27 protein-coding genes and 1 tRNA gene are annotated in these 25401 nt (G+C 66.0%); 19 read left to right on the plus strand and 9 right to left on the minus strand.

Annotated features, from left to right (window positions below; genetic code table 11):
- Positions 1 to 29: 29 nt before the first annotated feature.
- Positions 30 to 449, plus strand: coding sequence for a group II truncated hemoglobin (locus AC07PT_RS12355; protein WP_494656811.1), 420 nt, complete (start codon positions 30 to 32; stop codon positions 447 to 449).
- Between the two features lie 34 nt (positions 450 to 483).
- Positions 484 to 984, plus strand: a complete 501-nt coding sequence (locus AC07PT_RS12360; RefSeq protein ID WP_494656813.1) for a GNAT family N-acetyltransferase — start codon at positions 484 to 486, stop codon at positions 982 to 984.
- 1 nt (position 985) lies between these two features.
- Here AC07PT_RS12360 and AC07PT_RS12365 read toward each other — a convergent pair whose 3' ends face one another.
- Genes AC07PT_RS12365 through radC form a run of 3 tightly spaced genes read right to left on the minus strand, consistent with a single transcriptional unit; the run spans position 986 to position 3760 of the window.
- Positions 986 to 2353: an amidase family protein gene (locus tag AC07PT_RS12365; protein WP_494656814.1), complete on the minus strand. Its 1368-nt coding sequence runs from the start codon at positions 2351 to 2353 to the stop codon at positions 986 to 988.
- A 58-nt stretch (positions 2354 to 2411) separates the two neighbouring features.
- Positions 2412 to 3086: a Smr/MutS family protein gene (locus AC07PT_RS12370; protein ID WP_494656815.1), complete on the minus strand. Its 675-nt coding sequence runs from the start codon at positions 3084 to 3086 to the stop codon at positions 2412 to 2414.
- Entirely contained in the window at positions 3083 to 3760 is a 678-nt protein-coding gene (gene radC, locus AC07PT_RS12375; RefSeq protein WP_494656816.1) for a RadC family protein, read from the minus strand. Before radC ends, AC07PT_RS12370 begins: the two co-directional genes overlap by 4 nt.
- A gap of 162 nt (positions 3761 to 3922) precedes the next feature.
- Between radC and AC07PT_RS12380 the strand changes: the two genes are divergently transcribed.
- Entirely contained in the window at positions 3923 to 4384 is a 462-nt protein-coding gene (locus AC07PT_RS12380) for an FKBP-type peptidyl-prolyl cis-trans isomerase (RefSeq protein ID WP_019573972.1), read from the plus strand.
- Positions 4384 to 5340, plus strand: coding sequence for a 4-hydroxy-3-methylbut-2-enyl diphosphate reductase (ispH, locus tag AC07PT_RS12385; protein WP_494656817.1), 957 nt, complete (start codon positions 4384 to 4386; stop codon positions 5338 to 5340). Before AC07PT_RS12380 ends, ispH begins: the two co-directional genes overlap by 1 nt.
- 10 nt (positions 5341 to 5350) lie before the next feature.
- On the opposite strand, the gene AC07PT_RS12390 is transcribed toward ispH, so the two are convergent.
- Positions 5351 to 6028, minus strand: a complete 678-nt coding sequence (locus tag AC07PT_RS12390) for a CBS domain-containing protein (protein WP_492348331.1) — start codon at positions 6026 to 6028, stop codon at positions 5351 to 5353.
- A gap of 101 nt (positions 6029 to 6129) precedes the next feature.
- Between AC07PT_RS12390 and AC07PT_RS12395 the strand changes: the two genes are divergently transcribed.
- From AC07PT_RS12395 to AC07PT_RS12410, 4 genes are read left to right on the plus strand one after another with little or no spacing between them, the layout of a single operon-like run.
- Entirely contained in the window at positions 6130 to 7074 is a 945-nt protein-coding gene (locus tag AC07PT_RS12395; RefSeq protein WP_494656818.1) for a threonine/serine dehydratase, read from the plus strand.
- A 46-nt stretch (positions 7075 to 7120) separates the two neighbouring features.
- A complete protein-coding gene (gene serS, locus AC07PT_RS12400) occupies positions 7121 to 8431 on the plus strand; it encodes a serine--tRNA ligase (protein ID WP_492348333.1) in 1311 nt (436 codons plus the stop codon).
- A 34-nt stretch (positions 8432 to 8465) separates the two neighbouring features.
- Entirely contained in the window at positions 8466 to 9920 is a 1455-nt protein-coding gene (locus tag AC07PT_RS12405; protein ID WP_492348334.1) for a cache domain-containing protein, read from the plus strand.
- Positions 9917 to 10543, plus strand: a complete 627-nt coding sequence (locus AC07PT_RS12410; protein WP_492348335.1) for a response regulator transcription factor — start codon at positions 9917 to 9919, stop codon at positions 10541 to 10543. Before AC07PT_RS12405 ends, AC07PT_RS12410 begins: the two co-directional genes overlap by 4 nt.
- Positions 10544 to 10586: 43 nt before the next feature.
- Here the strand turns inward: AC07PT_RS12410 and AC07PT_RS12415 are convergent, their stop codons facing one another.
- Positions 10587 to 12152: an IclR family transcriptional regulator gene (locus tag AC07PT_RS12415; protein WP_494656819.1), complete on the minus strand. Its 1566-nt coding sequence runs from the start codon at positions 12150 to 12152 to the stop codon at positions 10587 to 10589.
- 149 nt (positions 12153 to 12301) lie between these two features.
- On the opposite strand from AC07PT_RS12415, the gene AC07PT_RS12420 reads away from it, so the two are divergent.
- The 6 genes from AC07PT_RS12420 (at position 12302) to AC07PT_RS12445 (ending at position 18422) form a co-directional block, all read left to right on the plus strand.
- Positions 12302 to 13279 carry a Bug family tripartite tricarboxylate transporter substrate binding protein gene (locus AC07PT_RS12420; RefSeq protein ID WP_494656820.1) on the plus strand — a complete coding sequence of 326 codons (978 nt, stop codon included), beginning with the start codon at positions 12302 to 12304 and terminating at the stop codon, positions 13277 to 13279.
- Positions 13280 to 13295: 16 nt separating this feature from the next.
- Positions 13296 to 14495, plus strand: a complete 1200-nt coding sequence (locus tag AC07PT_RS12425) for a CaiB/BaiF CoA transferase family protein (protein ID WP_494656892.1) — start codon at positions 13296 to 13298, stop codon at positions 14493 to 14495.
- Positions 14496 to 14553: 58 nt separating this feature from the next.
- Positions 14554 to 15723: an acyl-CoA dehydrogenase family protein gene (locus tag AC07PT_RS12430; protein WP_492348338.1), complete on the plus strand. Its 1170-nt coding sequence runs from the start codon at positions 14554 to 14556 to the stop codon at positions 15721 to 15723.
- Positions 15724 to 15882: 159 nt separating this feature from the next.
- The gene (locus AC07PT_RS12435) at positions 15883 to 17949 is read left to right on the plus strand and encodes a carbon starvation CstA family protein (protein ID WP_492348339.1); all 2067 of its coding nucleotides are present in this window, start codon (positions 15883 to 15885) and stop codon (positions 17947 to 17949) included.
- Entirely contained in the window at positions 17946 to 18185 is a 240-nt protein-coding gene (locus AC07PT_RS12440) for a YbdD/YjiX family protein (RefSeq protein WP_492348340.1), read from the plus strand. Before AC07PT_RS12435 ends, AC07PT_RS12440 begins: the two co-directional genes overlap by 4 nt.
- A 146-nt stretch (positions 18186 to 18331) precedes the next feature.
- A tRNA-Ser gene (locus AC07PT_RS12445) sits at positions 18332 to 18422 on the plus strand.
- A gap of 195 nt (positions 18423 to 18617) precedes the next feature.
- Here the strand turns inward: AC07PT_RS12445 and AC07PT_RS12450 are convergent.
- The 4 genes from AC07PT_RS12450 to AC07PT_RS12465 form a co-directional block, all read right to left on the minus strand.
- Positions 18618 to 19013: a JAB domain-containing protein gene (locus tag AC07PT_RS12450; RefSeq protein WP_494656821.1), complete on the minus strand. Its 396-nt coding sequence runs from the start codon at positions 19011 to 19013 to the stop codon at positions 18618 to 18620.
- 192 nt (positions 19014 to 19205) lie between these two features.
- The gene (locus AC07PT_RS12455; protein ID WP_494656822.1) at positions 19206 to 19544 is read right to left on the minus strand and encodes a hypothetical protein; all 339 of its coding nucleotides are present in this window, start codon (positions 19542 to 19544) and stop codon (positions 19206 to 19208) included.
- Positions 19534 to 19689 carry a hypothetical protein gene (locus tag AC07PT_RS12460; protein WP_494656823.1) on the minus strand — a complete coding sequence of 52 codons (156 nt, stop codon included), beginning with the start codon at positions 19687 to 19689 and terminating at the stop codon, positions 19534 to 19536. The genes AC07PT_RS12455 and AC07PT_RS12460 overlap by 11 nt, the downstream gene beginning before the upstream one ends.
- A gap of 236 nt (positions 19690 to 19925) precedes the next feature.
- Positions 19926 to 20894 (minus strand): LysR family transcriptional regulator, encoded by a 969-nt coding sequence (locus tag AC07PT_RS12465; RefSeq protein WP_494656824.1) that lies wholly within the window; start codon positions 20892 to 20894, stop codon positions 19926 to 19928.
- A 260-nt stretch (positions 20895 to 21154) separates the two neighbouring features.
- Here AC07PT_RS12465 and AC07PT_RS12470 point away from each other — a divergent pair, with 260 nt between their 5' ends.
- The 5 genes from AC07PT_RS12470 to AC07PT_RS12490 are packed head-to-tail and all read left to right on the plus strand — an operon-like array spanning position 21155 to position 25391.
- Positions 21155 to 22135 (plus strand): aldo/keto reductase, encoded by a 981-nt coding sequence (locus AC07PT_RS12470; protein WP_494656825.1) that lies wholly within the window; start codon positions 21155 to 21157, stop codon positions 22133 to 22135.
- A gap of 25 nt (positions 22136 to 22160) precedes the next feature.
- Positions 22161 to 23222, plus strand: coding sequence for an NAD(P)-dependent alcohol dehydrogenase (locus AC07PT_RS12475; protein WP_494656826.1), 1062 nt, complete (start codon positions 22161 to 22163; stop codon positions 23220 to 23222).
- Positions 23219 to 24007 carry an SDR family oxidoreductase gene (locus tag AC07PT_RS12480; RefSeq protein ID WP_494656827.1) on the plus strand — a complete coding sequence of 263 codons (789 nt, stop codon included), beginning with the start codon at positions 23219 to 23221 and terminating at the stop codon, positions 24005 to 24007. Before AC07PT_RS12475 ends, AC07PT_RS12480 begins: the two co-directional genes overlap by 4 nt.
- 59 nt (positions 24008 to 24066) lie before the next feature.
- Positions 24067 to 24561: a (R)-mandelonitrile lyase gene (locus tag AC07PT_RS12485; RefSeq protein WP_494656828.1), complete on the plus strand. Its 495-nt coding sequence runs from the start codon at positions 24067 to 24069 to the stop codon at positions 24559 to 24561.
- Positions 24558 to 25391: an SDR family oxidoreductase gene (locus tag AC07PT_RS12490; RefSeq protein WP_494656829.1), complete on the plus strand. Its 834-nt coding sequence runs from the start codon at positions 24558 to 24560 to the stop codon at positions 25389 to 25391. Before AC07PT_RS12485 ends, AC07PT_RS12490 begins: the two co-directional genes overlap by 4 nt.
- Positions 25392 to 25401 lie beyond the last annotated feature (10 nt).

Genomic DNA, 25401 nt, shown 5'->3' on the forward strand with positions numbered 1-25401 from the left:
GCCCTTCGCTGAAGCGACAATGGTGACCTATGAGCACCGATGACACCCCGCAAACGTCCAACTCGGCTCCCGCCACCCCTTTCGAATGGATCGGCGGCGAAGAGCGCGTGTTGGCGCTGACCGAGCGCTTTTACGATCTGATGGACCTGGAGCCTGGCTACCATGACCTGCGCGCCGCGCACGGTCCTGACCTGACGAACGCGCGCCAGCGCCTGTTCTGGTTTCTGTGCGGCTGGCTGGGCGGCCCCTCGCACTACACCGACCGTTTTGGGCACCCGATGCTGCGGGCGCGGCATCTGCCGTTTCCGATCGGCATCAAGGAGCGCGACCAGTGGGTGGCCTGCATGGACCAGGCCATGGGCGAGACGGGCGTGCCCGAGGACCTGCGGGCCCGCCTCAAGGAAAGCTTTTTCGGCACGGCCGACTGGATGCGCAACAAGGGCATCTGAACGGCGCCGGCCCGGGTGCGTAACATAGGCGCCCATGACCGAAGCCATTTCTTCTTCCGTGCACCTGCGTGCGGCCACGCCGGCCGATGTCGGCACCATCCTGGGCCTGATCCGAGGCCTGGCCGAGTACGAAAACCTGCTGGACCGCGTGGTGGCCACGCCTGAAAAGCTGGCCGACACCTTGTTCGGTGCTCACCCGGCCGCCGAGGTGCTGCTGGCCGAGGTCGATGGCCAGGTGCAGGGCTTTGCGCTGTTCTTCCACAACTACTCGACTTTTCTGGCCCAGCGCGGCCTGTACCTCGAAGACCTGTTCGTGCGCCCCGAGGCGCGCGGACACGGCGTGGGCAAGGCCTTGCTTCAGGCCCTGGCCGAGCTGGCCGTGCAGCGCGGCTGCGGGCGCTTTGAATGGTCGGTGCTGGATTGGAACCAGAGCGCGATCGACTTCTATGAGGCCATGGGCGCCACGGTGATGCCTGATTGGCGCATCTGCCGCGTCACCGGCGAGGCCCTGGCCCGCTTGGGCGGGGCGGCCTGATTCAGCGCAGGGCCTCCAGCCGGCGCACCAGGGCCAGCGGTGTGAGGTCTTCGAACATCGGCCCGATCACCTGCAGGCCGATGGGCAGGCCGTCGCGGTCACGGCCCACCGGGGCGCTGGTGGCCGGCAGGCCCGCCACGGTGGCAATGCCGGGCCAGAACACCTGCGGCCCCAGGGGCTGGACCTGGCCGTCGATTTGCACGGTGGCCGTGGCCCAGTCCATTGGGTCGATGTGCGGGTAGGCCGTGCAGCCCAGCACCGGCGTCAGCACCACATCCACCTCCTCGAATAAGGCCTGCCACTGCAGCTGCAGGCCCGCGCGGCGGTCCAGCAAGGTCAGCCACTCGTGTGCGCTGATGGATGTGGCGCCGGGCTGCCCCCGGGTCATGAAGGTGTTGAGCAGGCCCGTGTAGATCTTGTGCGCCATCTCCAGATTGGGCAGGCGCTCGCTGCTGCGCAGCACGCTGCAGCCGCCAGCCTGCAGGGTGTTGGCCACCTCTTGCAAGGCCGCCTGGGTGTCTTGTGACACCGGCAGGTCGGGGTGTTGGTCCAGCAGCAGGCAGCGCGCCCGGCTCATGTCGCGGGCGGGCGGCAGTTGCAGGGCATAGGCCTTTGACTGCGGCGCTTCGGGGCCGGCCAGCACGCTGAGGGCCAGTTCCAGGTCGTCCACGCTGCGTGCCAGCGGGCCGATCACCGCCAGTTCGTTCGGGGCGCCGCTGCCCAGGCCCGGAAAATCATGGCCGCGCGCTGGCAGCAGACCCAGGCTGGGCTTGTGACCATACACGCCGCAGAAGTGCGCCGGCACCCGGATCGAGCCGCCGATGTCCGAGCCCAGCTCCAGGGCCACAAAGCGCGCCGCCAGCGCCGCGGCGCCACCGCCCGACGAGCCGCCCGGTGTGCGGCTCAGGTCCAGGGGGTTGCGGGTGCGGCCGTAGATCGGGTTGGCCGATTGCCAGTCGCCCAGGCCCACCGGCACATTGGTCTTGCCAAGGATCACGGCGCCAGCCGCCTTGAGCCGCTTCACCGCCAGGGCATCCTGCTCGGCCCGATGTTGACGGGCGAACTCGAAGCCCCAGGTGGTGGGCAGGCCGGCCAGGTTGAAGGATTCTTTCACCGTCATCGGCAGGCCCAGCAGGGGCCGGCGTTCGCCGCGCGCCAGGGCCTCGTCTGCCGCGCGGGCCTGGGCACGGGCATGGTCGAAATCCCGCACCACCACCGCGTTGATGGGGCCGTCATGGGCCTCGATGCGGGCGATGGCCGCCTCGCACAGGGCCAGGGCGCTGCAGTCGCCCCGCGCCAGGGCAGCCACCTGGGCGCGGGCATCGAGGTCGAGCAGGGCATCAGCAGGGGCGAGGGACGGTGAGGTCATGGCGGGCTCCGTGAAGTGGGTGCCGCCATTGTGGCCTCATGCCCTGGCCTGGCTCGTGTCAACCCGGTGACGGTCGCAGCAGCACCACCAGCGCGCCGGCGCCACCCTCGGCGGGCCGGGCCTGCACAAAGGCCAGTACTTCGTTCTTCTGCACCAGCCAGCTTTGCACCCGGCCCTTGAGCACCGGGCTTTTGCCGGGCGAGCCCAGGCCCTTGCCGTGCACCACGCGCACGCAGCGCACGCCGATCTTGTGGGTTTCGCGGATGAACTGGCCCAGCGCCTCTCGCGCCTCGTCGGTGCGCAGGCCGTGCAGGTCCAGCTGGCGCTGGATGCTCCAGACGCCCCGGCGCAGTTTGCGCGTGACCTCGACGCTGATGCCGGGGCGGCGAAAGCTCAGGGCGTCATCGGTGTCGAGCAGGGAGCTGACGTCGAAGTCGTCGCTGATGGACTCGAGCAGCACGCGCTGTTCGTCAAGCTGGTGCTGGTAGGGGATGGGCGCCGGTGGGTCGTTTTGCAGCAGCACCCGGCCGTGCTGGCGCAGCGGGATCACCGGGCCCACGGCCAATTCGAACAGGCGATGCCGGGCCTGTTCGCGGGCGGCGGCCTCGCGGCGGGCGCGCTCCAGGGCCTCGGCCTCGGCGCGTTGCTGGGCCAGGCGCTTTTGCAGCTGTTTCAGGTCTTGCAGCGAGTGCAGCACCAGGGGGCTGCCGCTGCGTTCGGGCAGGGCGCTCACAGCAGCCCTTTCTCGGCCATCGACAGGGCCTGGCCGGGTGCCACGATCAGGTGGTCGAGCACGCGCACATCGATCAGGCCCAGGGCCGCCTTCAGGTGCTGGGTCAAGGCCTGGTCGGCGGCCGAGGGCTGCACCTGGCCACTGGGGTGGTTGTGCGCCAGCACCACGGCGCCAGCCTGGTGGTGCAGGGCGCGCAGCACCACCTCACGCGGGTAGACCGAGGTCTGGTTGAGCGTGCCGCGAAACAGCTCTTCGAAGGCCAGCAGGCGGTTCTGGCTGTCGAGAAACAGCACGGCAAACACCTCATGGCCCTTGTGCGCCAAATGAAGTTGCAGGTAGCGGCGCACGGCGTCGGGTGAGTCGAATACGGCGCGCTCGCTCAGCTGCTGGGCCAGGGCTCGGCGGGCCAGCTCCAGTACCGCACTGAGTTCGGCCCGCTTGGCGGTGCCGCCCAGGCCCTTGATGCGTTTCAGGTCTTCCAGTTTGGCCTGCAGCAGGCCCGCCATGCCGCCAAAGGCGTCGAGCAGCTCCTGCGCCAGCATCAGCACGCTTTTGCCGGCCAGGCCGGTGCGCAGCAACAGGGCCAGCAACTCGGCGTCGCTGAGCGCACCGGCGCCACGCGCGATCAACTTTTCGCGCGGGCGGGCTTCGGGGGGCAGGTTCAGCGGGCTCATGGGGATCATGGGGCTCAGGGCAGGGGGGCTCAGGGGGCGGGGCTGAGGTGCAGGAATGGTGAGAAAAGTGCGGAAAGCGGGGGGAGGCGGGGGAATAGAGCCCCGGTGCTGAAGGGGCTCTGGCTGGTTTTTTACAATGGCGGTCAGTTTATCGGGACTTCCATGTCAACAACGCCCTCTCAAGCATCTGTCGTTCAGCCTTCTTCGTTCCTGACCTTGCACTACCGCCTGGCCGGGCCGGCGGGGGACATCATCAATACTTTCGACGACAAACCCGCTACTTTGTCGCTGGGCTCGGGCGAGTTGTCGCCTGCGGTGGAGCAGCGGTTGATCGGCCTGGCCGAGGGCACACGCACCCAGTTCGAGATCCCGGCCGGCGAGGCCTTTGGCGAGCGCAACCCCGACATGCTGCAATGGGTGGCGCGCAAGCTGCTGGCCCAGTTCGGCGACCCGGACGAGCAGTACGACGTGGGCGATGTGGTGCAGTTCCCCACGCCCGATGGCACCGGCAGCTATGCCGGCGCGGTGCAGCAGCTCAGCGATGACGCGGTGCTGTTCGATTTCAACCACCCGCTGGCCGGCCAGCCGGTCACCTTTGAAGTGCAACTGATCGGAGTGTTGTGATGAGCAGCGCCCCCGCCACCTCCCTGTCCGAGATCACCCTGGCCGAGCCGCGTGGCTTCTGTGCCGGCGTGGACCGGGCCATCGAGATCGTGGAGCGTGCGCTGCAGAAGTTCGGTGCGCCGATCTATGTGCGCCATGAGATCGTGCACAACACCTATGTGGTGAACGACCTCAAGAACAAGGGCGCGATCTTCATCGAAGAACTGGATGACGTGCCCCCGGGCGCCACCCTGGTGTTCAGCGCCCACGGCGTGAGCCGGGCGGTGCAGGAAGAGGCCCGGGCACGTGGCTTCTCGATCTTCGACGCCACCTGCCCACTGGTGACCAAGGTGCACGTCGAGGTGGCCAAGCTGGCGCGCGAGGGCTATGAGTTCATCATGATCGGCCACAAGGGGCATCCCGAGGTGGAGGGCACCATGGGCCAACTGGATCACGGCATCCACCTGGTCGAAGACGTGGCCGATGTGGCCCGTGTGCAGCCCGGGCAGACCGACAAGCTGGCCGTGGTGACCCAGACCACGCTGAGCGTGGACGACGCCGCCGAGATCGCCGAGGCCGTGCGCCTGCGCTTTCCCAAGGTGCGCGAGCCCAAGCAGCAAGACATCTGCTATGCCACGCAAAACCGCCAGGACGCGGTGAAGATCCTCAGCCCCCAGGTCGACATCGTGATCGTGGTGGGCAGCCCGACCAGCTCGAACAGCAACCGCCTGCGCGAGCTGGCCGAAAAGCTGGGCACCCCCGCCTACATGGTGGACAGCGCGGCCGAACTGCAGCCCGCCTGGTTCGAAGGCAAGGCCCGGGTCGGCCTGACCGCGGGCGCCTCGGCCCCTGAGCTGCTGGTGAACCAGGTGATCGAGCGCCTGCGCGCCTTCGGGGCCGTGGCGGTGCGCAAGATGGACGGGATTGAGGAAACGTTGAAGTTCCCCTTGCCCAAGGGCCTGAAACTGGACGCTTGAGGAGGCGGGCTCAGGTCCACAGGTCCAGCGGCGGGTCGGCGACCACGGCGCGCAGGATGTCGGCGCGTGACAGGAAGCCGATCACGTGGCCGTCGTCCTGCGTCACGGGCAGGCCGGGCAGGCCCATGTCCAGCAGCACCCGGGCCGCGCGGCGCAGCGAGGTGTCGCCGGCCACGGCGGGCACGGGGGTGAGCATGATGTCGCGCACGCTCTGCTGGGCCAGCTTCCAGGCCGAGATGCCGGTGGCGCTGGGGGCGGGCATCAGCACCGGCGGCATCATGTCGGCGCGCAGCAGCAAACCGATCAACAGGCCCTGGGCATCCAGCACCGGGGCCTGGCCCACGCCACGTGCGGCCAGGGCCTCCCAGGCCTCGGCCACGGTGATTTCGGGTGGCACGCTGAACACCTCGCGGCTCATCACGTCCTGCACCCGGTCCAGGGGTTGGCGGGCCGGCGGTTTGGCCTGCTGGGCATCGGCATAGGCCGCCATGGCGTCGTTGCGCCGGGTGTGCAAGGCGTTGGACGGCGGGCGTGGGGTGGCGGCGGGCAACTCGAAGGCGTCGCGGTGCAGGGCGTCGCTGCGGTGCACACCCCGTGTGGCCGACAGGGCGCGCACCGGGCTCAGCTCGGACAGGTTTTCCATCGTGCCCCGGTAGATGGGGCCACCCAGACCAAAAACGTAGAACATGCGCTTCTCCGGAGCCGCCCGTGGGGGCCAGCGGTGGGCTGCCCCGACGATCAGGGCTAGATACACTGCGAGCTTCGTATTTTGCGACGATTGCCCGCCCCATGATCTTGCGTTCCGATATCGAGGCCGCTTCGGCCCGCCTGCAACAGCAGGGCCCCCAAGGTTTTTTGCGTGCCACACCGTTGTGGCGGCTGCCCGGTGCCACCCTGGGGGTGGCGGCTGCCGAGGTCTGGCTCAAGCTGGAGCACCTGCAGGTCAGCGGCAGTTTCAAGGCCCGTGGCATGCTGAACCGCCTGCTGGCCCAGCCCATTCCGGCCAGCGGGGTGATCGTGGCCTCGGGGGGCAACGCCGGCATTGCCACCGCGGCGGCGGCCCGCGCCCTGGGCGTGCCTTGCGAGGTGTTCGTGCCCGAGGTTTCGCCTGCGGCCAAACGCCAGAAGTTGCGCGAACTGGGGGCCCGTGTCGAAGTGGTGGGGGCCACCTATGCCGAGGCTTTCGAGGCCTGCATGGCCCGCCAGCAAATCAGCGGGGCCCTGATCACCCATGCCTATGACCAGCCCGAGGTGGTGGCCGGTGCCGGCACCCTGGCGCGCGAGATCGAGGCCGAGGCCGGCCTGCCCGACAGCGTGCTGGTGAGCGTGGGCGGTGGTGGCCTGATCGGCGGCGTTGCTGCCTGGTTCGAGCAGCGCGCCCGCGTGGTGGCCCTGGAGCCCGAAGGGGCGCCCACCCTGTTCCGAGCCCGTGAGGCCGGCCAGCCCGTGGACGTGGCGGTGTCGGGCATCGCGGCCGACTCGCTGGGGGCTCGCCGCATCGGCACCATCGGCTGGCAGGTGACGCAGGCCCACGTGGGCCAGGCCTTGCTGCTGGGCGACGAGGCCATCGCCAAGGCCCGCAAAACGCTTTGGAGCGAGTTCAAGCTGGCGGTCGAGCCCGCCGCCGCCCTGGGCCTGGCGGCCCTGCAGTCGGGCGCCTATGTGCCGGCCCCCGGTGAGCGGGTCTGCCTGGTGCTGTGTGGCGCCAATTTCGCCCCCGCCACCCTGGCCTGAAGCGCACCGCCGGAATAGCCCTGAGACCCCTCGTTAAAATCGCCCCATGCTAGACATCAATTCCCTGCGCAAAGACCTCGATTCGGTCGTCGCCCGCCTTGAAACCCGCAAAAAGCCCCAGGCCTACCTGAATGTGGAGGCCTTCCGCACCCTGGAGGCCGAGCGCAAGACCCTGCAGACCCGCACTGAAGAGCTGCAGGCCCAGCGCAACACGCTGTCCAAGCAGATCGGCCAGCGCAAGTCCAAGGGCGAGAGCGTGGACGACATCATGGCCGCCGTGGCCGCCATCAAGACCGAGCTCGACACCTCGGCAGCCCGCCTGGAGGCCCTGCAGCCCGAGCTCAACCACCTGCTGATGGCCGTGCCCAACCTGCCGCACGAGTCGGTGCCGCTGGGTTCGGACGAGTCGGGCAACGTCGAAGTGCGCCGCTGGGGCACGCCGGGCCAGTACGACTTCGAGGTGAAAGACCACGTGGACCTGGGCGAGCCCCTGGGCCTGGACTTTGACATGGGCGTCAAGCTCTCGGGCTCGCGCTTCACCGTGATGAAGGGGCAGATTGCCCGCCTGCACCGCGCGCTGTCGCAGTTCATGCTCGATGTGCAGACGCAAGAGCACGGCTACACCGAATGCTATGTGCCCTACGCCGTGAACGCCGACTCGCTCAAGGGCACCGGCCAGTTGCCCAAGTTCGAAGGCGACCTGTTTGCCGCCAAAAAGGGCGGTCAGGACGGCGAGCCCGTGCCCGACCACGCGGCGCTCTACCTGATCCCCACCAGCGAGGTGCCGCTGACCAACTTTGTGCGCGACGTGGTGCTGGCCGAGGCCGAACTGCCGATCAAGCTCACGGCCCACACCCCCTGCTTCCGCTCCGAAGCCGGCAGCTACGGGCGCGACACCCGCGGCATGATTCGCCAGCACCAGTTCGACAAGGTCGAGATGGTGCAGATCGTGCACCCCGAGCGCAGCTACGAAGCCCTGGAGGCCATGACCGGCCACGCCGAGGCGATCCTGCAGCGGCTGGGCCTGCCTTACCGCGTGATGGCGCTGTGCACCGGCGACATGGGTTTTGGCTCGGCCAAGACTTATGACCTGGAGGTGTGGCTGCCGGCGCAGAACACCTACCGCGAGATCAGCTCGGTGTCGAACTGCGAAGCCTTCCAGGCGCGTCGCCTGCAGGCCCGCTTCAAGAATGCCCAGGGCAAGAACGAGCTGGTGCACACCCTGAACGGCTCGGGCCTGGCCGTGGGCCGCACCCTGGTGGCCGTGCTCGAGAACAACCAGCAGGCCGATGGCAGCATCACCGTGCCCGAAGTGCTGCGCCCCTACATGGGCGGCCTGACGGTGCTCAAGGCCTGAGCCTGATCCACCCCGGCACGGCCAGGCTGAGCGCATGATGTTTCGCTTGGGCGGCTGGTCACCCGCGCGCCGTCTGCGCGCCAAGTTTGTGCTGCTGGCCCTGTTGCCCTTGCTGGGGGCACTGGGCCTGATGGCCCTGGCCGTCTCGCACCAGGACCATGAGCTGGCCGAGCGCGAACGCGTGCTGGTGCTTCAGACCTACATGAATGCGCGCCGCGTCGAGCTGCGCCACTACGTGGACCTGGCCGTCAGCACGGTGCGCCCCTTGTATGACAGCGGGTTGACCGATGCGGCCACGCGTCAGCAGGCGATCCAGCGCCTGGCCTCGCTCGACTATGGCAGCGATGGCTACTTCTTTGTCTACGACCTGGACGGCGAGGTGTTGATGCACTCGCGCCAGCCCGAGCTGCTGGGCCGCAACCTGTGGAACCTGCGCGACCCCCGGGGCCAGCCCACCATCCAGCACCTGATCGCCCAGGCCCGCAATGGCGGCGGGTACGTGGAGTACCTGTGGCAAAAGCCCTCCAGCGGCAAGATGGTGCCCAAGCTGGGCTACGTGGTGGCCCTGCCGCGCTGGCACCTGATGCTGGGCACCGGCCTGTACCTGGACGACATGGACGACACCCTCACCCAGCTCGATCAGCAGGTGCGCGGCAACATCAGCGCCACCCTGTGGTGGATGCTGGGCATTGCCGGCCTGGCCCTGCTGTGCCTGAGCGTGAGCGGCCTGTGGCTGAACCTCAGTGAGCAGCGCATTGCCGACCAGAAGCTGCGCCTGCTGGCCCAGCGCCTGGTGCGCTCGCAGGAAGACGAGCGCGCCCGCCTGGCCCGCGAGCTGCACGATGGCAGCAGCCAGACCCTGGTGTCGACCAAGCTGCTGCTCGAATCGGCCCTGCACGCGGTGCAGCACGGCGGGCCTCCGCCTGAGCACAGCCTGCATCAGGCCCTGGCCCGCCTGGGCGACAGCCTGACCGAGATCCGGCGCCTGTCGCACCGCCTGCGCCCCGCCATGCTGGACCGCCTGGGCCTGCCGGCCGCGCTGGAGCAGCTGGTGGCCGAATGGAGCGAGGCCAGCGGCGTGGCCGCTCAGGTCTTTGTGGGGCCCCAGGTGCCCGAGCTCAGCGAAGAAATCAAGACCGCCCTGTTCCGGGTGGCGCAGGAGGCCCTGGCCAATGTGGCCAAGCACGCGGCCGCCCAGCAGGTGCAGCTGAGCCTGCTGGCCGACGCCGCGAGCCCGGGTGCCGGCCCCACGCTGCACCTGCAGATCAGCGACGACGGGCGGGGCTTCGAGGCCGAGCGCCTGCACCACGATCCGCAGCAGGGCATCGGCCTGCGCAACATCCGCGAACGCATGGCGGCGGTGGGTGGCTCGGTGGAGTTTTTGAGTGCGCCAGGGCAGGGCACCCAGCTCGATGCCCAGGTGCCGCTGAGTCCGGCGGCCCCCGGCCCCGGTGCCGGCCCCCGTTTCAATCAGGAGTCAGAAGGATGAGCGAATCGGAAGTGCGCTTGCTGCTGGTGGACGACCACCCCATGGTGCGCGAGGGCCTGCGCGCCCGCCTGAGCCATGTGGCGCAGTTCACGGTGGTGGACGAGGCCGGTTCGGCCGCCGAGGCCCTGCAAAGCCTGGCGCGGCACGACATCCACCTGGTGCTGATGGACATCGGCATGAAGCCCGTCAACGGCATCGAGCTGACGGCCCAGGTGCTGGCGCGCTGGCCGCGCCTCAAGGTGCTGATGTTCAGCATGTATGACAACCCCGAATTCGTGCAGCGTGCCCTGCAGGCCGGCGCCAGCGGCTACCTGCTGAAAGACGCACCGGCCGACGAGATCGTGGCCGCGATCGGCGTGGTGATGAGCGGCGCCACCTTTCTGAGCCCGGGGGTGGCGGGCCGCTTGTTCCGCAACGACCAGCCCAAACCCCTGCTGTCACCCCGCGAGGCCGAGGTGCTGAGCGCCCTGGGGCGCGGCGAATCCAGCAAGCAGATGGCGGCCCGCCTGGGTCTGAGCTTTCGCACGGTCGAGGCGCACCGCCAGAGCATCAAGCGCAAGCTGGGCATCGAGGGCCAGGCCGAGCTGATCAAGTACGCGGTGGAGCATGCGGGCGATCATTGATCGCTGCGTGATGGCTGCTTCATGTCTGGGTGATGGCCGCGTGTCAGTGCCGCAGGGTCTCCTCGATGGATCGGGCGGTGTCGCAAAGGGCCTCGGCAAGCGCCCTCAGCCTGGGCTCTGTCAGCGGGCGTGAGCGCAGAAGCCCGGCGTTGAGCACATAGGTGCGCCCTTCGTGCGGCGCTTTCACCGCGGTGGCCAGTGCGGTGATGTCGGCCTGGAAATCACTGGACCCACACCAGCCGTTGGCCCGATAGAAATCGACCGCCTGTTGCGCTGCGTCTTGGTACAGGCTGAATTCCTCAGGCTGATGCAGGCGCAGTCGATTCAGGGCCTGTACCCGTTGCGTGGGTGAGGCCTGGCCCAGCCAGGCCCGGCCCATGGCGGTGCGCAACAAAGGCATGGGGGCACCGATGTCGGGGGGGCGCAAGCGTTCGTCAGCTTGCCACACCGTCTCGACATAAATCATGCTGGATCGGTACTCCAGCCCCAGCGATACGGCGGCCCCCAAACGCCTGGAAAGGTTCAGCAACATCACCCGCGCGTCGCGTCTCAGGCGCAGGTCATTCAACAAGGCCTGGGTTGGCGTCAGGGCTGCCCAGCCCAACTGGTAGCGGACAGGCTGTCCACTGCGTTGCAGGAAGCCCCGCTCGCACAGGGTGTGGGTCAGGCGCACGACCGTCTGGGGCGAGACGCCCAGCCGGTCGGCGATTTCCCTGTTGCCCAGCTCCCATTGGCCGGGCTCGAAAAGGCTGAGCAGGTCCAGGCCGGCGCTCAGCGTCTGGGCCGAGGGATGCCGAAGGCGGGGCCTGGGTTTGGGCGCCGCACGGCGGGCGGCATGGAAGGGGGCTGGCCTGGGCGCCCCCTGCTCGTTCCAGCAGCGCTCGATGTGTTGCGCGAGCCGGCCTAGATTCGCCCCCGGTGTTGCCGGAAATGATGGGGCGTCGCACCTGGACCTGGGCAGCCCCAGGTTGAGGATCAGGCGCTGACCCAGGACCTCGATGTTCAGCGGGGTGGCCAGGGCGTGGACATCACTCAACCACTCGCCTGCCGAGATGCAGAAGCCTTGGCCTTGAAGCTGGCGCACGGCCTCGTGTCTGCGCGCTTCGAACTGGGCGGGGTCGAAGGGCTGCAGGCGGCTCAATTGAAGCCGCAGGTCTTGCAGCTCGTCAGTGCGGGCGCTGGCCAGCCAGGCCCTGCCCATGGCGGTGGCCAGCATGGGCAGCTGGGCACCCACTTCGGGATTGAACTGGGCGGGGTCACTGCCTCGAACGGTTTCGACATAGATCATCCGATGGCGGTCGCGCAGCCCCAGGGACACGGAGGCGCCCCAGGCCTGGGCAAGCTGCAGCATGGCCGGGCGGGCCAGTTGTCGCAGACCCCATCGGGCCAGCAGCGGATAACCCAGGCTCAGCGCGCCCAGGCCCAGCCGGAAGCCCCGCTGGGGGGCGCTGTCGTCAAGCAGCCCCCGGCTGAGCAGGGCCAGGGTCAGGCGCGAAATGGTGGCCTTGGAGAGCCCGGTTCGCCGGCTCAGTTCGGTATTGCTCAGCGCCGTGCCGGCCTCGCAGAGGGCTTCCAGCACATCCAGGCCATGGCCCAGGGAGGACGCCATGCGCGGGTCGGCCACGCGTCTTGTCGTGCTGAGAGGGGGTTCTGCCGGCATGCGTTCAATATAGCGAAACAAAGCTGGAGCGTCGTCGGCCTCAGCCCTAGTCTCCCGGCAACGGCCTCCTTTCGGCGGGCTGTCGGAACGGAGACACCATGTTCAAGCGGATCGCAGCGATGGCCCTCGCTGCCGGCACATTGCTGGCACCTCACCAGGCCATGAGCCAGGCGCCCCCCTGGCCCAGCAAGCCCATCAAGATCGTCGTCCCCTTTGCCTCTGGCGGATCGGCTGACCTGCTGGCCCGCCTCGTGGCCGAGGACATGCGCCAAAGCCTGAAACAGCCCGTGGTCGTGGACAACCGACCCGGCGCAGGCGGGAATGTCGCGGGGGAGATGGTCGCCAAGGCAGCCGCTGATGGTTACACCCTGTTGCTGGCAGCCACCGGCCCGGTGGCCATCAATCCGAGCCTTTATCCCCGAATGGGGTTTCGCCCCGATGTCGATCTGGTTCCCGTCACTCAGATCGTTCGTGAGCACAACTTGATGGCTGTTTCAGCCCGCTTGCCGGTCAACGATCTCAAGTCGTTTCTGGACTACGCCAAGGCGCGACCTGACCGCCTTTCCTTTGGTTCTCCGGGCAACGGAACGCCTGCCCATCTGGGGGGTGAACTGCTGAATCAGAGGGCCGGCCTGTCGTTGATCCATGTGGCCTACAAGGGGACCGGCCCTGCCCTGAATGACCTGATGGGTGGGCAGATCACGCTCATGATCGACAACATGCCCGCGTTGCTGCCCCAGGTGCGCACCGGCCGATTGCGTGCCTTGGGCGTGGCCAGTGACCACCGCGCCTCAGGGGCGCCGGACATTCCCACGGTCGACGAAGCGGGCTTGCCCGGATTCCGATCGACAGCCTGGAAGGGCTTGATGGCCCCCGCCGGGACGCCCCCCGAGGTGGTGCGACGTGTGCAGGAGGCTGTGGCCCAGGCCTTGTTGCGCCCCGAATTGCGCAAGCGCCTGATCGAACTCGGGGCCGAGCCGGTCGGCAGCAGCCCTGAGGCCTTTGCCAAGGTGATCGCCGAGGACACCCGGACCTGGGGTGCCTTGGTCAAATCGACGGGAGCGCGCATTGACTGATGCCCTCGAACCTGGCGTGCGCGGTGAAGGCCCCTTGAGCGGTCTGCGCATTCTTGACATGGCGACCGTGGTGGCCGCACCTTTTGCCTCCAGCCTGTGCGCCGATCTGGGGGCCGAGGTGGTCAAGCTTGAGCTGCCCGATGGCAGCGATCCCCTGCGGTCACTGGCGCCGGTCGAACCCGGGCATGCCCTGTACTGGAAGGTGCTCAATCGCGGCAAGCGGGGCATCACGCTGGATGTGCGCAAGGGGCAGGGGCGCGAGTTGTTTCTGCGATTGCTGCCCCAGTTCGATGTGCTGGTCGAGAACTTTCGCCCCGGCACGCTGGACCGCTGGGGTTTGAGCTTGCCTGTCCTGCATGCCCGGCAACCTCGGCTGACGGTGCTGCGGCTGACCGGCTTTGGCCAGACCGGGCCTGACGCGAATCGGCCGGGCTTTGCCCGCATCTTCGAGGCCATGAGTGGTCTGGCCCACCTCGCGGGTGAAGCCGACGGCAGTCCCCAGCACTTGAACTTTCCTTTGGGCGACTCCATGGCCGGGCTTTTCGCCGCGTTCAGCCTCGCGGCCGAGGCCGCCTATCGGCAGCGCCACCCTCAGGCGCCGGGCCGTGAAATCGATCTGTCGGCCACTGAGGCGCTGCTTCGGGTTCTGGAACCGTTGGCCGTCGAGCGTGAACGCCTGGGGCTGGCGCGGGGGCGCATGGGCGCAAGAGCCGGCTACACAGCGCCCTCGAACGTGTACCGCACGCGGGAGGGGGCCTGGGTCACCTTGGTGGGCACATCGGACCCCATTTTCCGCAGGCTGTGCTCCGCCATGGGCCGGCCTGAGCTGGGGGCCGACCCTCGTTTCGCGACCAACCCGGCCCGGGTTGAGAACCTGCAGGTGCTGGATGCCTGGGTCGCTGAGTGGTGCGCTTCGCAAACCTTTCAGCAACTGGCCGAGCGGCTGCGTGAGCAGGATGTCCCGTTCAGCAAAGTCAACTCGATCGACGATGCGCTGCAGGACCCTCACTTTTTGGCCCGAGGTGCTTTTGTGCGTTTGCCAGATCCGGAGTTGGGCTCGGTCCCCGCGCCGGCCACGGTGCCCCGTATCACTGGCTTTCAGCCGCCGCTGCCACGCACCGGCCCCTCGGTCGGTGAGCACAACCAGGTCCTGTATCGGGGCCTGGGGCTCAGTGACGAGGACCTGACGCGCCTGCGTGACGAGCGCGTCATCTGAGTGTTCTCCTCCTGTTTTTTTCTGCGTCCATTCCACCCATCAACCCAGTGAGTCCACCATGATCCGAGATCCCCAAGCGTTTTCCCAAGCCCTGCAATCCATCGAGCGCTTTGTGCGTGAGCGCCTCATTCCGAGTGAGGCCGAGGTGGAGGCCCAGGACGAAGTGCCGCCGCATCTGGTGGCCGAGATGGCGAGCCTGGGCTACTTCGGCTGGTCCATTCCGGAAGAGTGGGGTGGCCAGGGCATGACGACCGAAGAGCTGGTGCTGGCCGCCATGGCGTTGTCCCAGGCCTCGGTGGCTTTCCGGGCCCGGGTGGGGACCAACACCGGCATTGGTTCGGAGGCCCTGGTGGCCGATGGCAGCCCAGAGCAGAAGGCCCGCTACCTGCCCCGTCTGGCCAGTGGTGACATCACGGGCGCATTCGCCTTGACGGAGCCCGAGGCCGGCTCGGATGCCACCGCGCTCAAGACCCAGGCATTGCGCTCCGGCAGCGATTACATCCTGAACGGCAGCAAGTGCTTCATCACCAACGCGCCCCTGGCGGGCCTGTTCACCGTGCTGGCCCGCACCGACCCCGAGCAGGCCGGTGCGCATGGCATCTCGGCCTTTCTGGTCGAACGCGACACGCCGGGCCTTCGTACCGGGCTGCCCTACAAAAAAATGGGACAGGCGGGCTCCCCGGTGTCCGAGGTGCACTTTGACCATTGCCGTGTTCCGGCCGCGAACCTGATCGGTGGGCGTGAAGGGCAGGGCTTCAAAACGGCCATGAAGGTGCTCAACAAGCAGCGCATCCACTTGGCCGCCCTGTGTACCGGCCCAGCCATCCGCATGCTGGAGGAGGCCATCCGCTGGACCACGCAGCGGCGTCAGTTTGGTCAGCCCGTGGCGCAGTTTCAGCTGGTGCAGGCCCTGATCGCGGATTGCCAGACCGACATCCAGGCCGCCCGGGCCCTGATCCTGCAAACCGCACGCGAACGCGATGCGGGCGAGGACGTGAGCCTGCAGGCCTCGATCTGCAAATACTTTGCCTCGGAGATGTGCGGCCGGGTGGCCGACCGCTGTGTGCAGATGCTGGGCGGCAGCGGTTACATCCATGGCCACCCGATCGAGCGCTTCTACCGCGACGTGCGTCTGTTCCGCCTCTACGAAGGCACCAGCCAGATCCACCAATTGAACATCGCCAAACGCACACTGGCGTCTTTCGAGGCCCGGCAGGGGCGTCTGTGATCAGGACTCGGTGATCAGGGTTATCCATTAGGTGTTGCCGCGTGCGCACCCACGTGGTGCGACGGATGCGGCGGCCCGACCTGCTCTGGACAATTTCCGCACCGCGGCGCCGTGCCCCCACAGGGGCGGCGCCGGCCTTCTCATACAACGGAGACCTGCATGGAATTCTTGAAACGCCACCTGCCGTGGCTGGCCGTGGCCTTGCTCGGCACCTGGGGCCTGGCCACCCTGGCCCTGAGCCGCGGCGAAGCCGTCAGTGCCACCTGGCTGGTGATGGCTGCGATCTGCGTCTACCTGATCGCCTACCGCTACTACAGCCTGTTCATCGCCGACAAGGTGCTGGGCCTGGACGCCACGCGCAACACCCCGGCCTGGCGCCACAACGACGGGCTGGACTTTGTGCCCACCCACAAGCACGTGCTGTTCGGCCACCACTTTGCCGCCATTGCCGGCGCTGGCCCCCTGGTGGGCCCGGTGCTGGCCGCCCAGATGGGCTACCTGCCTGGCCTGCTGTGGATTCTGGCGGGCGTGGTGCTGGCCGGCGCGGTGCAGGACTTCATCGTGCTGTTCATCTCGACCCGACGCGACGGCCGTTCGCTGGGCGAGATGGTCAAGCAGGAGATGGGCAACGTGCCCGGCGTGATCGCGCTGTTCGGCGCCTTCATGATCATGATCATCATCCTGGCGGTGCTGGCCCTGATCGTGGTGAAGGCGCTGGCGCACTCGCCCTGGGGCACGTTCACGGTGATGGCCACCGTGCCGGTCGCGCTGTTCATGGGCTTTTACGTGCGCTACCTGCGCCCGGGCCACATCGGCGAGGTGTCGGTGATCGGCTTTGTGCTGCTGATGGCGGCCATCGTGGGTGGCCAGGCGGTGTTTGAGAGCCCGGTGTGGGGCCCGTATTTCGACTTCAGCCCCGAGGCGCTGACCTGGATCCTGATCGGCTACGGCTTTGTGGCCTCGGTGCTGCCGGTGTGGATGCTGCTGGCCCCGCGTGACTACCTGTCGACCTTCCTGAAGATCGGCACCATCCTGGCGCTGGCCGTGGGCATCGTGGTGGTCAACCCCACGCTGGCCATGCCCTCGATCACCCAGTTTGCCCAGGGCAATGGCCCGGTGTGGGCGGGTGACCTGTTTCCCTTCCTGTTCATCACCATCGCTTGCGGTGCGGTGTCGGGCTTTCATGCCCTGATCTCGTCGGGCACGACGCCCAAGATGCTGGAGAACGAAACCCAGGCCCGCTTCATCGGTTACGGCGGCATGCTGGCCGAATCCTTTGTGGCCGTGATGGCCCTGGCCGCAGCCTCGGTGATCGACCCCGGCATCTACTTCGCCATGAACAGCCCGGCCGCCCTGGTGGGCAACACGCCCGAGGCGGTGGCCCAGACCATCTCCACCTGGGGCTTTGTGATCACGCCCGACGTGCTGATCCAGACCGCCAAGGACGTGGGTGAGAACACCATCCTGGCACGCGCCGGCGGCGCCCCCACCCTGGCCGTCGGCATGGCCCACATCCTGCACCAGGCCGTGGGGGGCCAGGCCATGATGGCCTTCTGGTACCACTTTGCCATCTTGTTTGAAGCCCTGTTCATCCTGACCGCGGTGGACGCCGGCACCCGCGCCGGCCGCTTCATGCTGCAAGACCTGCTGGGCACCTTCGTGCCCGCCCTCAAGCGCACCGAATCGCTGGGCGCCAACCTGCTGGCCACCGGCCTCACCGTGGCGGCCTGGGGCTACTTCGTCTACCAGGGCGTGCAAGACCCGCTGGGTGGCATCAACACCCTGTGGCCGCTGTTCGGCATCTCCAACCAGATGCTGGCGGCCGTGGCCCTGATGCTGGGCACCGTGGTGCTGTTCAACATGAAGCGCGAGCGCTACGCCTGGGTGACGGCGCTGCCGGCGGCCTGGCTGCTGGCCTGCACCCTGTCGGCGGGCTGGCTGAAGATCTTCTCCAGCGATGTGAAGGTGGGCTTTCTGGCCCATGCCAACCGTTATGCCGACGCCCTGGCCCAGGGCCAGGTGCTGGCCCCCGCCAAGACGGCAGCAGCCATGGCCCGGGTGATCTTCAACGACCGCCTGGACGCCGGCCTGTGCGTGCTGTTCATGGCCGTGGTGCTGAGCACCCTGGTCTACAGCGTGCGCGCCTGTCTGCGCGCCCGCGGCCAGGCCAGGGACCAGACCCGCGAAGTGCCCTACCAGCCCCTGCCGGCCGAGGCCCGGGCATGAGCGCAGCGCCCACCACCGCAGCGGCGCCCGCCGCCGCCAGCCCGCTGCTGGAGGCCGGGCGCTACATTGCCCAGTCGTTTCGCCTGATGGTGGGCCAGCCCAGCTACGACACCTACGTGGCCCACCGCCAGCGCACCCACCCCGGCGAGCCGGTGATGAGCTACGAGGCCTTCTTCCGTGAGCGCCAGGAGGCCCGCTACGGGGGCGGCAAAGGGAGAATGGGGCGTTGTTGCTGAGATTCTTCAAAAGGCCCAAAAAACCCTGCTAGAATTCGAGGCTCGACAAACGGCGCTAAGCCGAATGTCAAAAAATTCAGCTCTGCGGTCTCGCGCAGAGCGGCTTTCAAAGCTGGCCAAACTGGCATTGAAAGTTTCGGGACCACGGAGAGATGGCAGAGTGGTCGAATGCGTCGGACTCGAAATCCGATATACAGTTATGCTGTATCGAGGGTTCGAATCCCTCTCTCTCCTCCAAGACGATGTCCGGAAGGATCCAAACGGGTCCAAGCGGTCACCCAAGATACCCCGTAGGGCCTAGGTTCTACGGGGTTTTTTGTTTTGAGGCGTCGGGGGTGCGGACGAAAACTTGGACTACCAAGAGGTAGTTCATGTATTCCTACGAAGACAGAATCCGAGCAGTTGAGCTCTTTATCAAGCTGGGCATGCGAGTCAGGCACCGCTCGGATGGTTGTGAGCCAGGATCACGGCATTGGCCTGACGAGCCAGTGCTTCGATCACCACCTCCCGGGGATAGACCGAGGTCTGGGTCAAGGAGCCCCGGAACATCTCCAGGGCATCAATGACCTGGTTCTGGGCATCCAGGAACACCACCGTGAACACCTCGTGCGGTCGGTCAGCCAGCAGCACCTGCAGAAAATCCCGAACGGCACAGGGGCCGCTCAGGAAGTAGCTCTTCCGCACCGAACGCTCCAGATGGGCCAGTGCTTCCTGAACCACAGGGGCACGGGAATAGGTGGACAGACCAGAGCAAACCACCGTCGAGTCCGAGACAGAACGGGAAACGGTGCCCACGGCGGCACCACCAGATGAACACAAACAAGTCATGAAAACCTCCTTGGCCCAAGGCCGAAGCAGTGCGAGACAAAGAAAGGGAAGACGCCCCAAGCTGTCCCCACCCCAGACGGCATAAGGCCCCGGGTACCCAGAGGTACGCGGGGCCAACAGCAGTGAGGAGTGAGAGCAAAGCCCGCCGCCTGAAAGGGAGCGCGGGCAGGGGGCAGGGGCAGCGAACGCGCGTCAGTAACTTCGGCTGATGCTGAAGCGATGACCGCAGTCCAGGCAGCGGCGGTTGTGCAGCAAGTGCTCGTCGATGGATTCACCCAGGCGGGCACCCACAGCACAGCCGGTGGTGGCGCCAACCAGTGCGCCCAGGATCAATTGACCTAGAGGGCTGGAAGACGAGTTGGAATCTGCCAGGGCCGGCACATCCCAACCAGAACCACCTGAGGTGGCCGCACCCAGCCCGACAGACCCAGCCGCGAGACCGGCTATCAGACCGATGGCACAACCGGTCTTGCGACCCCAGGCCAGCTCGGTGGTTTGTTCGCTTTGGCAGCGAGGGCATTCAGCTCGCATGGTCGGCGCGGGGGCAATGAGGGCTGGGGGAGCAACGGGGGCGGGCTTGCGACATGCGCTGAGCGGCCATTGCCGTGAGTGCGCCCAGGGCGAACACCACGACGAAGGCGGACAGGCAGTCCATGGGGGAAGGGGTTGGAAACATCAAAGATTTCTCCTGAGGTGAAGGAACAAAAAGAAACCCCGCTGGGCACGAGGCCGAGCGGGGCGTTGGGGCTGGAAGCAGGCTGGAAGTTGGCCCATCTGTATCAGCTCAGGAGGGGGATATATCACTGAAAAAATCTGGAATTAACATCGGCTTCAGGCTGGTTGCAGACATTCGCCTGACATAGCGCAAATGTCTGCGGGTTGGCCTAAGCAGACGCTTATCCGTCACCCTGGCTATTTAGGCTGCAATGAGCGTCCCGCCCCAGCCGCCGCAAGCAACTCTTTCCGACTCAGCACGTGCTGCGGCGGGTCCAGCAGCATCTCAAGCGTCAAGTCGATGAATGCGCGCACCCTCTTGGGCTGCGCCTCCCGGCTACCGTAGTACACATGCAGGCCAATGTGATCGGTCATGTGCTCCAGCAGGATGGGCACGAGCCGCCTCTCTCGGATATGTGCCGCCGCGGACAGATTGGCCACCTGACCGATGAACTGCCCCGCCAGAACGGCGTGCGCCTCGAGTTCGGTGTCGTTGGTGGACAGCGTGGGCACTACGTGGCGATGCACGAGTTGCCCGTCAATTTTCAAGTACCAGGGGAGCACCCGACCTGTGGATGGATGGCGAAAGGCGCTGCAGCGGTGGGCCTGCAGTTCGGCCAGCGTGTTTGGAATGCCATAGCGCTCGATATAGCTTGGCGCTGCACAGATGATCAATTGCACAGGGAAGAGGCGTCGAGCGATCACGCCTTCATCTGTCGTAGCACCAATCCGAAAGCCCACATCGACACGCTCAAGAACCCAGTTGCTCTTGCCGTCGTCGAGTTGAATTTCGGGCTGCACGGCGGGGTAGCGTCGGCAAAACTCATTGACAACGGGCATCAGGATGGATGCGAACGAGGACTTGGGGCCGACGATGCGCAGTGCCCCGCCGATTTCGTCCTTGGACTCACGGGCTTCAGCCAACGCTCGGTCTAGCGCGGCCAGCGCCGGCCGGGTCGTTTCGAGAAAGTGTTGGCCTTCATCGGTGAGTGACAGGCTGCGCGTTGTCCGGTTCAGCAATCGGACCCCTAGATGCTCCTCCAGTTGCAGCAAGGCCTGGCTTGCCGCCTGAGCAGTCACCCCTTGGGACAGCGCAGCCTTACGGATGCTTCCCAACTCGACGGCCTTCGCCAGCGTGGCGATGGCCCTTAACTCATTGATGGCCATGACGATTTTCTTGATGCATCTTGCACCAATTTAAACATTTACTTGAATATGGTTCAAGCTTTTGGCATCTAGTTGATTGAAAGACATGCGCCTAAAGTTCGGGCATGAACTTCTCTACTGCACCCACCGGCGGTGCTCAGGCCGCGCAACGCGCGGGTATGGAACGGCTGGACTTGTGCTCCTGCGTCATCTGACGACGCGCCTTGCTCGGTGCCGCGGCAGTTGTGGCGGCACCGAACTGAACTTTGAAAGGGACTCAAATGAACAAGCGTCAACTGGGCCGCAGCGGACTGGAAGTCTCTGCGCTGGGCTTTGGCTGCATGGGCCTGAGCTTTGGCTACGGCCCAGCCGTGGACCGCGGCGCAGGCGTGCAATTGATCCGCGAGGCCGTCGACCGCGGCGTGACCCTTTTCGACACCGCCGAGGCCTACGGCACCTTAAACCAAGAGATGGTGGGCGAGGCACTGGCGCCCGTACGGGATCAGGTCGTCATTGCGACCAAGTTTGGCTTCAAGGACGGAAATGCCGTTGCCGGCGTCGACAGCCGGCCTGAGCGCATCCGCGTTGTCGTCGAGAACTCGCTCAAGCACTTGCGCACCGACTACATCGACCTGCTGTACCAACACCGCGTCGATCCGCAGGTGCCCATCGAGGATGTGGCCGGCACGGTCAGAGACCTGATCGTCGAAGGCAAGGTTCGCCACTTCGGCATGTCGGAGGCTGGCGTGGAGTCGATCCGTCGTGCTCATGCGGTGCAGCCGGTCACCGCACTTCAAAGCGAGTATTCACTGTGGTGGCGCGAACCTGAGCAGACCATCCTGCCGCTGCTGGAAGAGTTGGGTATTGGCTTTGTGCCTTTCAGCCCGCTGGGCAAGGGCTTCCTGACGGGCGCCATCACCTCGGGCACCGAGTTCAGTAAGGACGATTTCCGCAATGTCGTGCCCCGCTTCAGCGCCGAGGCGCGCGAGGCCAATCAGGAGTTGGTGGATGCCATTGGAGACATTGCCAAGTCCAAGCATGTGACTTCTGCCCAGGTGGCACTGGCGTGGCTGCTGGCGCAACGACCCTGGATTGCGCCCATTCCCGGGACGACCAAATTGCATCGCCTGGAAGAGAACCTGGCGTCCACGCATCTGAGCCTGTCAGAGGCCGACCTTGCGAACATCTCTGAGGTTCTCGCTCGCATTCCTGTGCTGGGAGCGCGTTACCCCACGCAACTTGCCGCCCGCGTCGGTCGTTAAGCGGTATCCACTCAGAGAACTCACCATGACCTATCCCATCAAAAGCTACGGGGCCCATTCCCCGACGGGGCGCTTGGGCCTGTTCCAGTTCGAACGCCGCACGCCGCGGGCTGACGACGTCGTCATTGAAATCCTCTACTGCGGCGTCTGCCACTCAGACGTGCACAACGTGCGCAACGACTGGGGCAATGCGCAGTACCCCATGGTTCCGGGCCACGAGATCGTCGGCCGGGTTTTGGAGGTAGGCCCCAACGTGACCCGCTTTAAGGCAGGTGACAGCGTCGGCGTGGGATGCCTGGTGGAGTCGTGCCGTCACTGCGGCGCCTGCGGTAAGGGCTGGGAGCAGTATTGCGAAAACGGCGCGACCTACACCTACAACCACAAGGACTCCATTGACGGCACACGCACCTACGGTGGCTACAGCGAGAAGATCGTCGTGGCCGAGCACTTCGTGCTAAAGGTACCCGACGGGCTCGACCTGGCTGGCGCTGCACCGCTGCTGTGTGCTGGTATCACGACTTATTCACCACTGCGTCACTGGAACGTTGGCTCCGGCAGCAAGGTCGCCGTTGTAGGTCTGGGTGGCCTGGGCCATATGGGACTGAAGCTGGCCAAGGCCATGGGGGCGGAAGTCACTCTGTTCAGCCGCTCGCCAGGCAAGGAGGCCGATGCCAGGCGCCTGGGCGCCGACTACATCGTCATCTCGACCGATGCCATACAAATGGCAGCAGTGGCCGGACAGTTCGACCTGATTGTCGACACCGTGCCCTACAAGCACGACGTGAACCCCTACGTGCCGACCTTGGCCACAGGGGGCACCATCGTGATGGTGGGTTACCTGGGCCCGTTGGACGACTTCAACACCGGCCCACTGGTGTTCCGCCGCAAGGGCTTGGCCGGCTCACTCATCGGTGGTATCGCGGAGACCCAGGAGATGCTCGATTTCTGTGGCCAGCACGGCATTCACTCGGACATCGAACTCATACGCATCCAGGACATCAACGAGTCGTACGAGCGCATGCTCAAGTCGGACGTGAAGTACCGCTTCGTGATCGACATGGCCTCGCTCAAGGAGACGCAGGCATGAATCACAAGAACCTCACGGTGCTCGTCGTGGGCGCCACCGGTAGCATTGGACGCCTGGTTGTTGAAGAAGCGCTGAAGTGCGGCTTCACGGTACGTGCCTTGGTCCGCGATGTGGTTCGTGCACAGCATCTTCCGGTGGAGGCACAACGCATCGTTGGCAACCTGACGCAGGCAGAGTCACTGAGGGTGGTTGTGCAAGGTGTGGACGCCATCGTCTTCACCCACGGCTCGGATGGTGGCGGCAAGAAGGGAGCAGAGGAGGTGGACTACGGCGCAGTCCGCAACATCTTGCAGGCCTTGGGCGGCCGATCGGTGCGCATCGCACTGATGACTTCCATCGGCACTACCAATCGCAATGGTGCCTACAACCGGTCGACCGAAGTGCACGACTGGAAGCGCCGTGGTGAACGCCTGGTGCGTGCCAGCGGCATGCCCTACACCATCGTTCGCCCTGGTTGGTTTGATTACAACGACAAGGACCAACATCGCCTCTCTTTCCTGCAAGGAGACAGGCGGCGTGCAGGTGATTCGAGCGATGGTGTCATTGCACGCCAGCAGATTGCCCAGGTTCTCGTTCACAGCCTCACGTCCGACGCTTCCGCAGGAAAGACCTTCGTACTGGTCGCCGAGCAGGGCACCGCGCAAGAGGACCTGGACGTCCTGTTCAAGGCGCTGCAGTCCGATCTGCCGAAGGCCTTGGACGCAGTTCTTGACGAACCCAACATGCCTTTGGAATCAGAACCTGCAAGCGTACAGAACGACTACCGGCAGGTCCTTGCTGTCTGAATTCAGCATTCGAGCCCACTGATTCGCGGTCACAGAGTCGTACACGAAGGAATCCCGATATGAACCCCATCGCCACCGCAGCCGCCATGGCCCTGACCCTGATTGATCCAGCCTCTGCTTCCGAAGGCGAACTTCAGATCAGTCGCTCGGGCACCCGGTCCGCCTACACCGCACCGGCGCAGAACTTCACCGGAAAGGTCAGCGTCGAGATGCTGCAGACACCCAGCGGCGAAGAGCGAACGTCTGCCGGATCAGTAAGCTTCACGCCGGGTGCGCGCACCGCCTGGCACAGCCATCCCTTGGGTCAAACCTTGCTCGTCACCGCAGGTGTAGGGCGCATCCAGCGTTGGGGTGGGCCGGTCGAACAAATCAGCGTGGGTGACGTGGTGCATATCCCTCCTTACGTCAAGCATTGGCATGGGGCCGCACCGGACAGTGCGATGACCCACATCGCCATCACCGAGGTGATGAACGGCAGCGCTGCCGATTGGATGGAGCAGGTGTCCGAAGAGCAATACATCAGCCCATTGGGCTTCACCAGGAGAGAACGATGAACAAAGACATTATGGTCGTGATAGGCGCCGGCTACATCGGCCAGGCCATTGCCCGCCGAGTCGGCACCGGCAAGCACGTGCTGGTCGCCAACCACTCACAGGCCGCCTCTGACGCTGCGGCCGAGACCTTGGCCGACGCCGGTTTCGACGTCAGCACCAGCGTGGTTGACATTTCGCAGCGTACTTCGGTCGAAGCCCTGGTGGCTAAGGCTCAGTCGCTGGGACCGATTACCGGCTTGGTTCAGGCGGCAGGTGTGTCGCCATCCCAGGCGCCGATTGAGACCATTCTGAAAGTCGACCTCTACGGCAATGCCGTGGTTCTCGAGTGTTTCGGCGCGGTGATGGCGCACGGCGGATCCGGCGTGGTGATTGCATCGCAGTCTGGCCACCGGCTGCCTGCACTGAGCCCCAAACAGGACCTTCAGCTAGCCATGACGCCGACGGAAGAACTGCTACAGCTCCCCATGCTGCAACTGGGCCAGGTCAAGGACACCCTGCATGCCTATCAACTGTCGAAGCGAGGTAATTCCCTGCGCGTGGCGGCCGAGGCTGTGCGTTGGGGCAAACGTGGTGCACGCATCAACACCATCAGCCCGGGCATCGTGATGACGCCGCTGGCGCGCGATGAGCTCACAGGGCCGCGTGGCGCGGGTTACCGCCAAATGATCGAGATGTGTGCCGTCGGACGGGCGGGAACGCCGGACGAGGTCGGCAATGTGGCTGCGCTGTTGATGGGGCCGGATGGGGGCTTTATCACCGGCAGCGACATCCTGATGGACGGCGGCGTCACTGCGGCCTACAAGTTCGGCGCGCTCGCTCCTGCGACCTGAGGACTTGAAG

This window comes from Curvibacter sp. GW821-FHT09D12, assembly GCF_059416245.1.